Raw genomic sequence first — 14817 nt, 5'->3', positions numbered from 1 at the left:
GATCATGGAGTTGTGGTGCCTGGTTTGAGGTCTTGCGGGTTCTTTGTCACCCACCACAACTCCATGATCGACGAGGTGGCACCTGTGGACGGACGGGCGTTGCGGTAAACGTGGCGGCGTTGACATGGGTCAAGCGTGGTCATGCGTCGGGGGCGGGCGAACCGCGGCGCTGTCGGGCCTCAGTTGGAGTCGAGCAGCCAGCGGACCACGTCGATCTTCTGCGGGAAGACCGTCTCGTCGGCGACGCTCCAGGCCAGCGTGTGCCCGATCGTCCAACCCCGGACCCGTTCCCGGTCGAGCCCCAACTCGGTGCTGAGCCGGTCCAGCCGGTGCCGGACGGCGGCCGGTGAGTGGCCCAACTCGGGGCCGCGCACCATCGGCACGACAGTGAACTCCCGTTCCCCGGTCAACGGCTTCGGGTCGATCACCAGCCACGGCCCTCGGCCGGCGGCGTGCCCGTCGGCGGCGAGGATGTTGCCGGCGTGCAGGTCCTGGTTGACCAGCACCTGTTCGCCCTGGCTCGACGCCAAGTCGGTGAGCAGGTCGAGCGCCGCGTCGAGCAGCCGCCGCTCGTACGGCCGGCCGGCCCGTTCCCAGGCTCGGGGCATCCGGTCGACCCAGCCGGCGGCCTCCTCGCCCAGCGGGGTGAACGGCGCGTCGGCCGGTCGCCAGAGCCGGGGGAGCAGCCCGATCACCGCGTCCAGCGCTCGGTCCGGCGGAAGGTCGTGCAGGGGAGTCCCGGGTTGACAGCGTTCCACCAGCAGGGCCCGCCGCTCAGGGTCGTGGGCGAGCAGACGGATCGCCCCGTCGCCGTCCCAGTGGGCCAACGCGTCAGCCTCGTGCCGGCTCTCCTCGTCGGGGTACTGGAGCTTCAGCACCGCAGCCGTGCCATCGGGCAGGTCGGCGGGGAGCGCCAGTGAGGCGTACGCGTACCGGAAGGGCGGGCCGAGTCGTAGCGACCACCGCTCGGCGCACTCCGCCAGCCACGTCGGAAGAGCGGTCAGCCAGGCGCGACCGGCGGGTGATCCGCGTACCCAGTCGAGCCCTTCGGGTAGATCCATCCGGCCCTCCTGAGCTGTGCGATTCGTGCCGGCGCCCAACACTTCAGCCGGGTCACGGCGTTCCCACACCGGTCCACAGTGGCTAGCGTGAACGGGTGCAGATTGGCGTGAACGTACCGAACTTCGCCCCGGGTACCGACCCCGACATGCTGCGGCAGTGGGCGCAGACGGTCGAGGGTCTCGGCTTCGACCTGCTGATGGTCTCCGACCACATCGCGGTGACTCCGGACGTGGCCGAGCAGTATCCGGCGCCGTTCTACGAGCCGTTCACCACGCTGTCCTGGCTGGCCGGGGTGACCAGCCGGGTCCGGCTGGGCACCACGGTGCTCATCGTCCCGTACCGGCACCCGCTGCTCACCGCCCGGATGGCGGCGAACCTCAACCGGCTCAGCGGCGGCCGGCTCGTCCTCGGTGTCGGCGTCGGCTGGGCCCGGCAGGAGTTCGAGGCGCTCGGCGTGCCGTTCCGGCGACGCGGTGCGCTGACCGACGAGTACCTGCACGCCATGCGTGCGGCCTGGCAGAACACCGAGGACTACGACACGGACGCGATCCCGATCTGGGTGGGCGGCAACAGCGAGGCCGGCATGCGCCGCGCGGTGCTGCTCGGTGACGCCTGGCACCCGCTGCGGGTCACGCCCGGACGGCTGGCCGAGGCGGTCGGACGGCTGACGGCCATCGCCGACGACCTCGGTCGCCCGGTGCCCGCGTTGGTGCCGCGGATCGCGCTCCAGGAGACCCGAGAGCCGATCACCGACCCGGACCGGCTCACCGGCGTCGGCACCATCGATCAGATCGTCGCCGACCTCGACCAGCTTCGTGCGCTCGGCGCGGAGACGGTGGTGCTGGACCCGTTCAACGGCGACCTGACCGAGATCCGCCAGCCCGAACGCGCCTGGCGGACCCTTGCGGCCGTGGCCGCGCACCACAAATCCCAGGAGGACCGATGACCCCCGACGACGAGAAGTTCCTCCGCCACGCAGTGGAGATCGCCAGCCGGGCGGGGGCTTCCGGCGAACGGCCGTTCGGCTCGTTGCTTGTCGACGCGGCCGGCGTCGTCCTGATCGAGGACCACAACACAGTTGTCTCCGACGTGGACATCAGCGCGCATCCGGAGTTGAAGTTGGCCCGCTGGGCGGCTCGGGAGCTGTCTCTCGAGGTGGCCGCCGGCACCACCATGTTCACCAGTTGCCAGCCGTGCGCGATGTGCGCGACGGCGATCGACCGGTCCGGCCTCGGGCGGGTGGTGTACGCCCTGTCCAGCGAGCAGTTCGAGCAGGTCAAGCCGGTGACCCCGCCGCTGCCGCCGGTTCGGTACGAGGGGCCGGCGCTGTTCGACGAGGCGCGTCAGCCGATCGACAACTACTACTGACCTGAGCTGTCCCGGGGCGGTGTGACGCAGCCGGAATTGACAGTCGGCCGGCTGCCGGAGCAGGGTTGAGTGGTGACAACGATGTCAACGGACAAAAGGGAGGAAAAGCCTCCCGCCGCGCGCCGGCCCTGGCCAGTCGGTTCGTGGCGTACCGTTGGCGGTTTTGCGGCGCGGACCCGGTCCGTCCGCCGATCCTGGCCGTATGTCCCTTTCCTACCCGACGGTGACCAGCTGAGATGACCGACGTGCCCCGATCCGACGCCGTAACGACCCCTGCCCCGGCGGGGTCGCCAGACCTGCCCGATCTGGACGAGTTCCTTGCCGACCAGACCCGGACGCTGCTCGACACCGCCCGCCGCTCGGTCCGGCCCGAGGGCGGCTTCTGGTGGCTCACCGACGACCGCACCCCGGATCGCGGCGAACCGGTCCACACCTGGATCACCTGCCGGATGACCCACGTGGCCGCCCTCGCCCACCGCAACGGCGACCCGGACGCCGCCGCCCTGGTCGACCACGGGATCGCCGCGCTCAGCACGCTGCTGCGCGACGACCGGTACGGCGGCTGGTTCGGCGCGGTGGACCAGCAGGGAGTACCCGTCAACGACCGCAAGGCCGGCTACGACCACGCGTTCGTACTGCTCGCCGCCTCCAGCGCCGCGCGCGCCGGACGGCCCGGCGCGGACCGGTTGCTCGCCGACGTGCTGGCCGTCGTGGGGGACCGGTTCTGGGACGACGACGCCGGCGCGGTCCGCGAATCGTGGAACCGTGACTGGACGGTCACCGAGGACTACCGGGGCGCCAACAGCAGCATGCACATGGTCGAGGCGTTCCTCGCCGCTGCCGCCGCCACCGGCGACGCGAACTGGGCAGACCGGGCCCTGCGGATCGCCACCCACCTCGTGCACGGTGAGGCGGCCCGGCACGACTGGCGGCTGCCCGAGCACTTCACCACCGACTGGACGCCGCTGCCCGACTACAACCGGGACCAGCCCGCCGACCCGTTCCGGCCGTACGGTTCCACCATCGGGCACTGGCTGGAGTGGGCCCGGCTGTTGCTGGAGTTGGAGGCGGTCCTGCCGCAGCCACCCCGCTGGCTGCTCGCCGACGCCCGCGCCCTGTTCGGCGCCGCCGTGCGTCGCGGCTGGGCGGTCGACGGCGCGGAGGGCTTCGTCTACACCATCGACTGGGACGACCGGCCGGTGGTGCGCTCCCGGATGCACTGGGTTCTCGCCGAGGCCATCGGTGCGGCGATCACCCTGCACCGCCGCACCGGCGACGCGGTCTACCTCGACTGGTACCAGGTCTTCTGGGCGTACGCCCGCCGTAGCCTCATCGACCAGACCGGATGGCGGCACGAGTTGGACCCGCAGAACCTGCCCGCCGACACGGTCTGGCACGGCCGACCGGACGTCTACCACGCCTACCAGGCGGTGCTGCTGTCCCGCGCCGCCGACGGCCTCGGTGGCCCCGGCCCGCTCGCCCCCGGGGAGGTGACCGCGTGATCGTCGTCGCGGGGGAGGCACTGATCGACCTGGTCGTCACCGCCGAGGGGCAGCGGGCCGTGCCCGGCGGCTCCCCGGCGAACGTCGCGGTCACGCTGGCACGGCTCGACCAGCCGGTACGGCTGCTGGCCCGGCTCGCGAGTGACGACTACGGTCGGCAACTCGTCGAGCACCTGAGCGCCAACCGGGTGGACCTGGAGTGGGCGGTCCGCGCCGAGGAGCCCACGTCGGTGGCCGTGGCCACCCTGAACGCCGCCGGGCAGGCCAGCTACGAGTTCCGGCTGGCCGGCGCGGCGGACTGGCAGTGGACGCCGCAGGAGCTGCCCGAGCTGGCCGGGTCACCGGCGATCGCGCTGCACACCGGGTCCCTCGCGCTCGCGTTGGCACCCGGCGCCGAGGCGCTGGAGGGCCTGCTCGCCCGGGAACGCCGACGGGACGGGCTCACCGTCTCCATCGACCTCAACCTGCGGCCGAGCATCGTCACCGACCGGGCGGCGGAGCAGGAGCGGGTACGCCGACAGATTCGCCTCGCGCACCTGGTCAAGGCCAGCGACGAGGACCTGGCCTGGCTCTACCCGGACCGTTCGGTGGCCGACGTGATGACCGAATGGCGCGCGGCCGGCGTGTCCTGCGCGGTGGTGACCCGGGGTGGGGAGGGCGCCTGGCTGCTCGCGCGCGACGGCTCGCTGCACGAGGAGCCGGCGGTCCGCACCACAGTCGTCGACACCGTCGGTGCCGGCGACTCGTTCACCGGTGGCCTGCTGGCCGCGCTGGCCGACCTCGACGCGCTCGGTGACCGGCCGGCCGACCGGCTCGCCGCGGTGACCCCGCAGCAGTGGGGCACGGTGCTGCGCCAGGCCGCGACCGTGGCCGCACTGACCTGCGGCCGTCGGGGTGCCGACCCGCCCCGCCGCTCGGAGGTAGCGGCCCGCCTCACCCCCGCAAGCTGAATCCCCTTTGCTCTGCACCCGCGGATGCGACGGCTACGGACCGCGACCGGCCGGGGCCGAAAGTGACCGACCGTGACCGGTGCGTATCAGGGTGCAGAGCAAAGGGGGGCAGGGGTTGTCCGCCCCGCTCCTCCGGGGCGAGCACGTGCTGCTCAACGCTCGCGGTTCCGCCAGCGGGGCGGGCGGGGCGGGGGTCAGGTAAGGCCGCGGGCTAGGAGCCGCGTGGGAAGCACAGTGGTTGCCGGTGGGGAGTCGTCGCCGGCTATGCGCTCGAACAGTCGCTCGGTGGCGACCCTCGCCAGCTCCCGGGTGTCGTACGCGACGACGGTCAGCGGTCGGGGCATCAGGTGGGCCAGTTCGAAGTCGTCGAAGCCGACCAGCGCGGCGTCACTGCCCCACCGGTGCAGCTCCTGAAGCGCACCGACGGTGAGCCGGTTGTTCGCGCAGAAGAACGCGGTGGGCGGCTCCGGGAGGTCGAGCAGCGCGGCGACCGCCCGCCCGGCCTCCTCGGGAGCGATGAGGCGCTCGCGGACCAGCGACTCGTCCGGCTCGACCCCGGCGGAGGCCAGCGCCGCCCGTGCCCCGGCCAGCCGCTCCCGCATCGTGGGCACGCTCGGCGCGCCGAGCAGCAGCCCCACCCGTCGGTGCCCCTCGTCGAGCAGCGCGCACACCCCGGCGTGGCTGCCACCCCGGTTGTCCAACAGCACGGCGTCGGCTTGCAGCCCCTGCGGCGGCCGGTCCAGGAACACCACGGGCATGCCCAACTCGACCTCGCGACGCAGGAACGAGTGGTCGAGGCCCGCCGGCACCACAAGCAGACCGTCGACCCGGCGCTGGGTGAAATCCTGGAGCAGAGCGCGTTCCCGCTCCGGGTCCTCCTCCGACGACGCGGTGATCAGCATGGTGCCGTGTGCGGCGGCGATCTCGGCGGCGACACTGGCGATGGTCGCGTAGAACGGGTTGGCGATCTCCTCGATCAGCAGCCCGACGGTGGCGTTGAGCTGCCGGGAGCGCAGGTTACGAGCGATGTCGTTGCGCCGGAAGCCCAGCTCGGCGATGGCGGCCAGCACCCGGCCGACCAACTCCTGGCCCACCGGCTCGTCGTTGACGACCCGGGAGACCGTCTTCAGGCTGACGTCGGCGCGCCGGGCGACGTCGACCATCGTCGGGCGTCGACGCACGGTCGGCCGGGTCGGGGTCTGGGTCACGGGGTGGTCCTCCACGGCGGGCGCGGGTCAACGGCCGAGGGCGGCGAGCGCGTCGACCGCTTTTCGGGCGGCGATGAGCACCGGGTCCCACACCGGCGCGTACGGCGGAGCGTAGCCCAGGTCCAGTGACGTCATATCGTCCACCGTCATGCCGCTCCAGAGTGCCACGGCCAGCGTGTCGATCCGTTTGGCCGCCTCGGACCAACCGACGATCTGCGCGCCCAACAACCGGCCGCTGGGACGCTCGGCGATCAGCTTCACGGTCATCGGCCGGGCACCGGGGTAGTAGCCGGCCCGGTTGGTCGACTCGGCGATCACCGAGACGAAGTCGAAGCCGGCCGCCCGGGCCTCGCCCTCACGCAGGCCCGTCCGACCCACCTCCAGGTCGCAGACCTTCGTCACCGCGGTGCCGATCACCCCGGTGAACGTGGCGTACCCGCCGCCGATGTTGATCCCCGCGACCCGGCCCTGCTTGTTGGCGTGCGTGCCGAGCGGCACGTGCACAGGCATCCCGCTGACCCGGTGCAGCGTCTCCACGCAGTCGCCGGCCGCCCAGATCCCGGGCAGCCCCGGCACCCGCATCCGGCGGTCCACCCGGACCCCACCGGTCGGCCCGATCGGCAGCCCGGCGGCCTCGGCGAGCGCGGAGTTGGGGCGTACGCCGAGGCCCAGGACCACGAGGTCGGTCGGCATCGGCCCCTCGGCCGTGACCACCGCGGACACCCGGCCGTCCCGCTCCTCCAGGCCGGTCACCGGCAGGCCGGTGCGGATCGTGATGCCGAGGCCGCGCATGGCGTCGGCCACCAGCTCGCCCATGTCGGCGTCCACCGTCGCCATGGGCTGGTCGCCCGCCTCCACCAGAGTCACCGAGAGACCGCGTTGGATCAGGGCCTCGGCGATCTCGACGCCGATGTAGCCGCCGCCGACCACCACGGCCCGGCGCGGCTTCGGGTCAGCGTCCAGCCAGTGCCGCAGCGCCGCACCGTCGTCGAGGGTCTGCATGCCGAACACGCCGCCCGCGTCGGTGACCGCCCACGACGGTTTCACAGGCACCGCGCCGGTGGCGTACATGAGGTCGTCGAAGCGCTCGCGGACCTCGCCGCCGCCCTCCAGGTCCCGGGCCACCACCTCGCGGCGTTCCAGGTCGATGGCCGTGACCTCGTGGCGCATCCGCACGTCCATCGCGTACTCAGTGCGGAACGTCTCCGGGGTCCGGGCGATCAACGCGTCGGGGCCGGACACCAGGCCACTGATCCAGTACGGGATGCCGCACGCCGAGTAGGAGGTGAAGTGGCCCCGCTCGAAGACCACGATCTCCAGGTCGCCACGGTCGCGGCGCCGTCGGGCCTGGGAGGCCGCCGACATTCCGGCGGCGTCCCCGCCGATGACGATCAGCCGTTGCGCCACGGGCTCATCCTGTCACGTGGTGATCAGCCGCGGGTCTGCCGTGCGACGTCCTGCACCACGTCGGTGAGTCGGCCGGTGCGCTCGAACACGGCGCGTTGCCGTGCCGCGCCGCTGCCGTGCCGACGCAGCCCACCCAGCAGGTCGGTCACCTCGGCCCAGTCGCCGTGCTCCTCCAACGCCGGCCGCATCCGCTCCACGAACCGGTCCAACAGCTCCCACGTCGGGCGCAGCTCACCGTTGGTGACGTCCACGGCCTCGCCCTCCAGGCCGTCGTGGGCGGCCCGCCAGTGCGCGGCGACCAGCAGGTGGTGGTCGGTCTGCAACGCCGGCCGGCCGGCCTCGGCGTCCGCCATGGCGGTGGCCACCAACGCCCGGACCAGCGCGGCGACCAGCACCGCGTCGTCCACCGACGGGCAGACATCGCCGATCCGCAGCTCCACCGTCGGGTACTTCGCCGACAGGCGGGCGTACCAGTAGAGCATCCCCTCGTCGAGCATCACCCCGCTGGAGATCAACTGGCGGATCAGCCGCTGGTAGTGCTCGTGCGACTCCAGAAACGGCGTCGGCGCCACCGACGGCCAGCGCTCCCACTCCACCGAACGCCAACTGGCGTAGCCGGTGTCCTCGCCCCGGGAGAACGGCGAGTTGGTGGTCACCGCGTGCAGCATCGGCAGCCACGGCCGTACGTGGTTGAGCACCTGCACGCCGGTGTCCGGATCGGGCACCCCCACGTGCACGTGCATGCCGTTGTTCCCGGGTCCGGGAACGAGCAGCCGGAACCGCTCGATCATCCGGTCGAAGCGGGGCTTGTCCACCACCGGTGGCACCGGGCCGTCCACCGGGCCGGTGCCGATGGCGAGTAGGCGTACGCCGGCCCGCTCGGCAGCGTCGGAAAGCGCCCGACGCAGTACGCCGAGGGAGTGCCGGATCGACGAGAGTTCCAGGCCGGGCGGGCTGCCGATCTCGATCTGACTGGTCTGGAACTCCCGCTCCACCTGTCCGCGAAGTTCGGCCGGCACCTGCTCCATGACCAGGTCCACGGCCGGGACCGCAGCCCCGGTGTGCGGGTCGACGAGTAGGAACTCCTCCTCGACACCCACGGTGAGCAACCCGGTCGCCGCAGCCATGTCGCCGGGCGCCTCCGCCACCTGACCGGTCATCGACATCACCCGTCCGTTCCTACCGTTCGCGGGCCGTCCGCGTCGGTCCGCCGTTGGTTACCCAACGTGGCGATGCCGGGAAACGTGGCGGCGCCAGCGGGCCTCAGCGACCGGCGGTCACCGACCGCCGGTCGTCGCGGTCCCGACGCTTGCGGACCTTACGGATCACCCAACTGACCACCATGACCACGAAGACCGCGACGATCGCGTAGTTGAACCAGTCGCTGTAGCGCTCGACGTCCTGCCAACGGCTCCCGAGCCCGTAGCCGGCTCCCACGATGAGACCGTTCCACACCCCGCTGCCGATGGTGGTGAGCAGGATGAACTCGCCCAGCGGCATCCGGTTGGCCCCGGCCGGCACGGAGACCAGGCTGCGGACCACAGGCACCACCCGGCCGATCAGCACCGCCCAACGACCGTGCCGCTCGAACCACTTGTCGGCCTTCTCCAGGTCGTCGCTGTCCACCAAGGGGATGTGGTCCAGCCACCGCTTGAGCCGTTCCTCGCCGAGTGCCGCGCCCAGCCAGTAGAGCACCAACGCGCCGACCAGCGAGCCGACCGTCGCGGCCAGCACCACCAGGAAGACGTTGAACTCGCCCTCGTGCGCCAGGAAGCCGGCGAGCGCCAGCACGATCTCACTGGGGATCGGCGGAACGATGCTCTCCAGCGCCACCAGCAGCGCCACGCCGACCGGGCCCATCGCCTCGATCACCGTGGCCACCCAGCCGGTCAACCCGGTGAACTCGGACGGGTCGCCAGCCTGGGCGTACGCCATTGTCGTCCTTCCGGTCGGCTGTCGAGGATCGGAGGGTCATACCCAGTAAGGCGATTGCTACACCTCCGGGTGCAGCGCGGTGTCTGCCGGCCCCTGCCGCCAGCCGGTGAACGCCACAGTCAGACCGGCGCGGGAAGGCGCGCAGCAGAACGGGCCGGCCATCGCGTCGGCCGCCGGGTCCAGCGGGGCGAGGCGGACCAGTCGCCACGGCTCGGCGTCGACCCGGGCGCGGACCGTCAGCGCGTCGCCGGCCCGGCTGACCCGCACTGTCACCTCCCGGCCGGCCCAGTCCGGCACCGGCCCCACCGACCAGTCGGAGAACTCCCGGGTCACCACCGCCCCGAGCTGCACCTCGCCGTCGCTGATCTCCACACCGGCCTTGGTCCAGGTCCGTTCGTCGACGCGGACGTACGCACCGGCCTGGTCGAACTGCGCCGAGAAGTCGAGCCGGAAGCTCACCTCCATGGCGGCCCCCACCGGCAGCGGCGCCAGCAGGGCCGGGCCGTTGTCGTGCACGAAGCCGTAGCTGGTCCTCCGCCAGAAGTCGCTGTCCGCCGCCGGCTCGACGACCAACTCGCCGGCCGGGCCCTCCTCCACGCGTACCGGCGGGTGCAGCCAGGTGCCCCGGGACCAGTCCAACAGTTCACTCGGCGGTACGAGGTCGCTCTCCATGACCGGCACGGTAACCAACGCCCCCGCCACCCGCCGCCCGCCAGACGGGTTTGCCGCGGTGATCGAACGGAGATGTTCCTCCGGCATGGGTGATCGTTGGTATTCCGAAGCCGTCGTCTACTGCCTCGACATCGACACGTACGCCGACTCCGACGGCGACGGGGTCGGTGACATCCGTGGGTTGATCGGAAGGTTGGACTACCTGGCCCGGCTCGGGGTGACCTGCCTGTGGCTGCACCCGATCCACCCGTCGCCCAACCGCGACGACGGCTACGACGCCACCGACTTCTACAACGTGGACCCGCGTTTCGGCACGCTGGGCGACTTCGCCGAGCTGCTGCACCAGGCGCAGAACCGGGGCATCCGCGTGATCATCGACCTGGTGGTCAACCACACCTCCGACGAGCACCCGTGGTTCCAGTCCGCCCGTTCCTCGCCGGACTCGCCGTACCGGGACTGGTTCGTCTGGTCCGACACCGAACCGGACGACCGGCACCAGGGCATGGTCTTCCCCGGCGAGCAGGACGAGACATGGAGCTACGACCGGACCGCCAAGGCGTGGTTCTACCACCGGTTCTACAAGTTCCAGCCGGACCTCAACTTCGCCAACCAGCAGGTACGGGACGAGATCAAAAAGATCATGTCGTTCTGGCTCCAGCTCGGCGTCTCCGGCTTCCGGATGGACGCGGTGCCGTTCATCATCGAGCTGACCGAACCGGGCAACCCGAACTCCCCGAAGGACTTCGAGTTCCTCACCGAGATGCGCCAGCACGTCCAGTGGCGCCGCGGCGACGCCGTCCTGCTGGCCGAGGCGAACGTCGAGCCGGACCAGCTACCGACGTTCTTCGGCGACGCCAGCGGTTCCGGCAACCGAATCCACATGCTCTTCGACTTCATGCTCAACGGGCGACTCATGCTCTCCCTGGCCAGGCAGGATCCGGAATCGCTGATCGACGCGTTGCACGACACCCCGAAGCTGCCGGTCGGTGGGCAGTGGGCCACCTTCCTGCGCAACCACGACGAGATCGACCTGTCCCGGCTGACGACCGAACAGCGCAACCAGGTGTACGCGGAGTTCGGCCCGGACGAGAACATGCGCATCTACGACCGGGGCATCCGTCGCCGGCTCGCCCCGATGCTCGGCAACGACCGGCGGCGCATCGAGCTGGCGTACGCCCTCCAGTTCTCGATGCGCGGCACGCCGGTGCTGCGTTACGGCGAGGAGATCGGGATGGGTGAGGACCTGTCGCTGCGCGGTCGGGACGCGATCCGTACCCCGATGCAGTGGTCGTACCAGTCGAATGCCGGCTTCTCCACGGCGGACCCGGAGAAGCTGGTCCGTCCGATCATCGACAAGGGTGAGTTCGGCTACCAGAACGTCAACGTCACAGCCCAGCGGGGCGACCCCAAGTCGCTGCTCGCCTGGTTCGAACGCATGATCCGTACGCTGCGCGAAGCCCCGGAGATCGGCTCCGGCTCGACCACCCACATCGACGTGGCGATGCCGGCCGGAGTGCTCGCGCACCGGGCGGACGGGCCGACGGGGACGATGGTCTTCGTGCACAACCTGGGCACCGACGACGTCGAGGTGGACCTCAGCAGCCTTGAGCCGGAGGCCGACCTGCCGATCGACGTGCTCGCCGACCGTGGCTACGGAGAGTTGGGCAAGCTCGGCGCGGTCAAGGTCTCCGGCCACGGATACCGGTGGATTCGCCTATGCCGAGGGTCGGCCTGTTGAGGTTAAGCTCCTCCGATCGACCCCAAGTTACCGGGAGGTAATCATGTCGGAGGAGTCCCGCGTCGCCATCGTCACCGGAGCCGCACGCGGCATCGGCGCGGCCACCGCCCGACGGCTGGCCGCCGACGGAATGGCCGTCGCCGTGGTCGACATCGAGGAGGCGGCCACCAAGGAGACGGTGGACGCCATCGCCGCAACCGGCGGCCGGGCGCTCGGAGTGGGTGCCGACGTCTCCGACCGGGACCAGGTCGAGGCGGCGGTGAGCCGCGTCGCCGCCGAGCTGGGCGCGCCCACGGTGCTTGTCAACAACGCCGGTGTGCTCCGCGACAACCTGCTGTTCAAGATGACCAACGCCGACTGGGACACGGTGATGGGGGTGCACCTGCGCGGTGCGTTCCTGTTCAGCCAGGCCGCCCAGAAGCACATGGTGGACCGGAAGTGGGGGCGGATCGTCAACCTCTCCAGCACCTCCGCGCTGGGCAACCGGGGCCAGGCGAACTACGCCGCCGCCAAGGCCGGTCTGCAGGGCTTCACCAAGACGCTCGCCATCGAACTGGGGCCGTTCGGGGTGACAGTGAACGCTGTCGCACCCGGCTTCATCGTCACCGACATGACCGCCGCCACCGCCGCCCGCATGAAGGTCGACTTCGACGACTTCCAGAAGCACGCCGCCGCCGAGATCCCGGTCCGTCGCCCGGGCCGGCCGGAGGACGTCGCGCACACCATCTCGTTCCTGACGAGCGAGGGCGCCGGCTTCGTCTCCGGCCAGGTCATCTACGTCGCCGGTGGCCCACGGGACTGACCCGTACCCCCGACGAGGGCGCTCCGGCAGGTAAGCCGGCGCCCTCGTCGCCGGGTCTTCTCACCGGGTCGGGCGGGTGCGCCACAGCCAGATCAGGCCGAGCACCGGCAGCACCAGCGGGATGTAGCCGTACCCGCTGCCGAACTGCGACCAGACCGTCTCGTCCGGGAAGAGTTCCTTGTCGACCAGGCTCAGGATGCCGACCGCGACCACCCCGACCAACTCCACGGAGCAGCACACCAACGCCACCCGTCGGCCGGTGTGCCCGGCGCGGGCCAACCCCACCGCCGCCACGATGTAGATGAGCGCGGCCACCCCGGAGAGCAGGTACGCCACCGGCGCCTCGTCGAACTTGGTGGCGATCTGCAGGCCGGCCCGACTCGTAGCCGCGATGGCGAAGAGCAGGTAGACAGCGATCAGCAGCCGACCCGGGCCGGAATTCGTACGCCGCCGAGCCGGTCCTGTCTCAACCACCGAGCACCTCCCAGGTCTGCTGCAACCGGACCACCACCACCGGCGCCACCAGGCAGACCGCGCACACGATCGCCGAACCCCACCGGGTCGGTTCCATCCGGGCCAGCACCCAGGCCAGTGGCGGCAGGCACACCAGCGTGACCAGGTAGCCGAAGAAGGCGCCGGGCTCGCCGGGCCGATCCCCGCCGCCGACCGCGACGAGTGCCAGCACGCCCAACACCAGCAACACCACTTCGAGTACGGCCAGACCGACGAACTGCACCCGGTCCGGCGGCCGTTGGCGTACCGCCGCCACCAACGCCCACACCGCCACGAGCAGCGACAGCACGATCGACACGGTCGCGACGATGCCGTCCACCGGCGAATCGGTGCCCACGCTGGTCACCGGACCCACCCGGTCGTTGCCTCGGTCACCGGCACAGCCTACTAACCGTCGTAGTAAGCGGGTGCCCCCGCCTGTCCGCCGCACGTCGGCCGCCCCGATCGGCACGGGCCCTGAGCTGCTCCGGTTGGTCGACCCGCCGCCGGTGCCCCCGGTGAGGCGACTAGCGTGGATCAGGTCCGTGGCGTTGGCGCGGGGTGGGGAAACAGCGGAGGTACACGTGCTGCGGTTCGGTTTGTTCGGCACCGGTCACTGGGCGATCGAGACCCACGGGAAGGCGCTGCACGCACATCCCGACGCGGAGCTGGTGGGGGTGTGGGGCCGCAACCCGGAGCGAGCGTCCGCGCTGGCCGAGCGGTACGGGGTGCCCGCCTACGCCGACGTCGACGCGCTGATCGAGCAGTGCGAGGCGGTCGCCGTCGCCCTGCCGCCGGACATCCAGGCTGACATCGCGGTCCGGGCGGCCCGCGCCGGTCGGCACCTGTTGCTGGACAAGCCGCTGGCGCTCAGCGTGGCCGACGCCGACTCTGTCGTGGCCGCCGCCGAGGAGTCCGGGGTGGCCTCGGTCGTCTTCTTCACCCAGCGGTTCCAGCCGAACGTGACCGCGTTCCTGGCCGCCACCGCCGCCGCCGGGGGCTGGCAGCACGGCCGGACCACCGCGTTCGCCTCGATCTTCCAGGACGGCAGCCCGTACGGCGGCTCGTTGTGGCGTCGGGAGCACGGGGCGCTCTGGGACATCGCCCCGCACGCACTGTCGATCCTCCTGCCGGTGCTGGGTCGGGTGACGCAGGTGGCGGCGATGGACGGACCGAGCGGGATGGTGCACCTCCTACTCACCCACGAGGGCGGTGCCACGAGCAGCGCCTCGCTCTCCCTGGATGCCCCGACCGAGTCGATGGCCCGGGAGTTCGTGTTCTACGGCGAGAACGGCATCGAGAACGTCCCGTTCGGCGAGAACGACGCCGCCACAGCGTTCGGCGTCGCCATCGACCAACTCGTCGAGCAGGTGCGGGCCGGCACGCGGGACCACCGCTGCGACGTCCGCTTCGGCCGCGAGGTGGTAGGCATCCTGGCCGCCGCCGAAACCGCCCGCACAGAATCCCGCACCATCCCCGTCCCCCTCCCCTAACAGCGCCCCCAACCGCACCCCACCCCACCCGCCGACCCCGTTGATCATGAAGTTGGCGACGCGACACGCCGGGTGGTTTCTAGGCTTCAGTGCAACTGATCTTGGTTGTGGTGGAGGTGCTGGTGGCGAGACCAGGTGTGGTGACGTTCGGGCATCGGCAGGTGTTGGAGCACTTGTGGGGTTCGGGT

Annotated in this window: 15 protein-coding genes; 7 read left to right on the top strand and 8 right to left on the bottom strand. The window is 71.3% G+C overall.

The features are described from left to right. Window positions 1–179 precede the first annotated feature (179 nt). Window positions 180–1061, bottom strand: coding sequence for an aminoglycoside phosphotransferase family protein (locus KBX71_RS33220; protein ID WP_210821640.1), 882 nt, complete (start codon window positions 1059–1061; stop codon window positions 180–182). Window positions 1062–1156: 95 nt separating this feature from the next. Between KBX71_RS33220 and KBX71_RS33215 the strand changes: the two genes are divergently transcribed. The 4 genes from KBX71_RS33215 (at window position 1157) to KBX71_RS33200 (ending at window position 4882) form a co-directional block, all read left to right on the top strand. Next, window positions 1157–2008, top strand: a complete 852-nt coding sequence (locus KBX71_RS33215; RefSeq protein WP_210821639.1) for a TIGR03619 family F420-dependent LLM class oxidoreductase — start codon at window positions 1157–1159, stop codon at window positions 2006–2008. Beyond that, a complete protein-coding gene (locus tag KBX71_RS33210) occupies window positions 2005–2430 on the top strand; it encodes a nucleoside deaminase (protein WP_210821638.1) in 426 nt (141 codons plus the stop codon). The genes KBX71_RS33215 and KBX71_RS33210 overlap by 4 nt, the downstream gene beginning before the upstream one ends. Before the next feature lie 236 nt (window positions 2431–2666). Continuing rightward, window positions 2667–3932: an AGE family epimerase/isomerase gene (locus tag KBX71_RS33205; RefSeq protein WP_210821637.1), complete on the top strand. Its 1266-nt coding sequence runs from the start codon at window positions 2667–2669 to the stop codon at window positions 3930–3932. Then, window positions 3929–4882, top strand: coding sequence for a carbohydrate kinase (locus KBX71_RS33200; RefSeq protein ID WP_210821636.1), 954 nt, complete (start codon window positions 3929–3931; stop codon window positions 4880–4882). The genes KBX71_RS33205 and KBX71_RS33200 overlap by 4 nt, the downstream gene beginning before the upstream one ends. A gap of 194 nt (window positions 4883–5076) precedes the next feature. On the opposite strand, the gene KBX71_RS33195 is transcribed toward KBX71_RS33200, so the two are convergent. From KBX71_RS33195 to KBX71_RS33175, 5 genes are all read right to left on the bottom strand, one after another. Continuing rightward, window positions 5077–6045, bottom strand: coding sequence for a LacI family DNA-binding transcriptional regulator (locus tag KBX71_RS33195; protein ID WP_210821642.1), 969 nt, complete (start codon window positions 6043–6045; stop codon window positions 5077–5079). Window positions 6046–6117: 72 nt separating this feature from the next. Further along, a complete protein-coding gene (locus KBX71_RS33190; RefSeq protein WP_210821635.1) occupies window positions 6118–7497 on the bottom strand; it encodes an FAD-dependent oxidoreductase in 1380 nt (459 codons plus the stop codon). 23 nt (window positions 7498–7520) lie between these two features. Then, window positions 7521–8663: a glutamate--cysteine ligase gene (locus tag KBX71_RS33185; protein ID WP_374102685.1), complete on the bottom strand. Its 1143-nt coding sequence runs from the start codon at window positions 8661–8663 to the stop codon at window positions 7521–7523. A 97-nt stretch (window positions 8664–8760) separates the two neighbouring features. Then, window positions 8761–9432 (bottom strand): DedA family protein, encoded by a 672-nt coding sequence (locus KBX71_RS33180; protein WP_210821633.1) that lies wholly within the window; start codon window positions 9430–9432, stop codon window positions 8761–8763. 57 nt (window positions 9433–9489) lie between these two features. Beyond that, the gene (locus tag KBX71_RS33175; RefSeq protein WP_210821632.1) at window positions 9490–10104 is read right to left on the bottom strand and encodes a DUF1349 domain-containing protein; all 615 of its coding nucleotides are present in this window, start codon (window positions 10102–10104) and stop codon (window positions 9490–9492) included. 85 nt (window positions 10105–10189) lie between these two features. Between KBX71_RS33175 and KBX71_RS33170 the strand changes: the two genes are divergently transcribed. Beyond that, window positions 10190–11842 (top strand): alpha-amylase family protein, encoded by a 1653-nt coding sequence (locus KBX71_RS33170; protein ID WP_210821641.1) that lies wholly within the window; start codon window positions 10190–10192, stop codon window positions 11840–11842. A gap of 43 nt (window positions 11843–11885) precedes the next feature. Beyond that, window positions 11886–12644 carry a 3-oxoacyl-ACP reductase FabG gene (fabG, locus tag KBX71_RS33165; RefSeq protein WP_210821631.1) on the top strand — a complete coding sequence of 253 codons (759 nt, stop codon included), beginning with the start codon at window positions 11886–11888 and terminating at the stop codon, window positions 12642–12644. 60 nt (window positions 12645–12704) lie between these two features. Here the strand turns inward: fabG and KBX71_RS33160 are convergent, their stop codons facing one another. Further along, window positions 12705–13118 carry a hypothetical protein gene (locus KBX71_RS33160; protein WP_210821630.1) on the bottom strand — a complete coding sequence of 138 codons (414 nt, stop codon included), beginning with the start codon at window positions 13116–13118 and terminating at the stop codon, window positions 12705–12707. Then, window positions 13111–13503 carry a hypothetical protein gene (locus KBX71_RS33155; protein ID WP_210821629.1) on the bottom strand — a complete coding sequence of 131 codons (393 nt, stop codon included), beginning with the start codon at window positions 13501–13503 and terminating at the stop codon, window positions 13111–13113. The genes KBX71_RS33160 and KBX71_RS33155 overlap by 8 nt, the downstream gene beginning before the upstream one ends. 217 nt (window positions 13504–13720) lie before the next feature. Here KBX71_RS33155 and KBX71_RS33150 point away from each other — a divergent pair, with 217 nt between their 5' ends. Further along, the gene (locus KBX71_RS33150) at window positions 13721–14629 is read left to right on the top strand and encodes a Gfo/Idh/MocA family protein (protein WP_210821628.1); all 909 of its coding nucleotides are present in this window, start codon (window positions 13721–13723) and stop codon (window positions 14627–14629) included. Window positions 14630–14817 lie beyond the last annotated feature (188 nt).

This window comes from Micromonospora sp. D93 (genome assembly GCF_018070365.1).
Classification (GTDB): domain Bacteria; phylum Actinomycetota; class Actinomycetes; order Mycobacteriales; family Micromonosporaceae; genus Micromonospora; species Micromonospora ureilytica.
The sequence above is the reverse complement of the archived record's forward strand: the minus strand, read 5'-3'. Positions and strand labels throughout refer to the sequence as shown.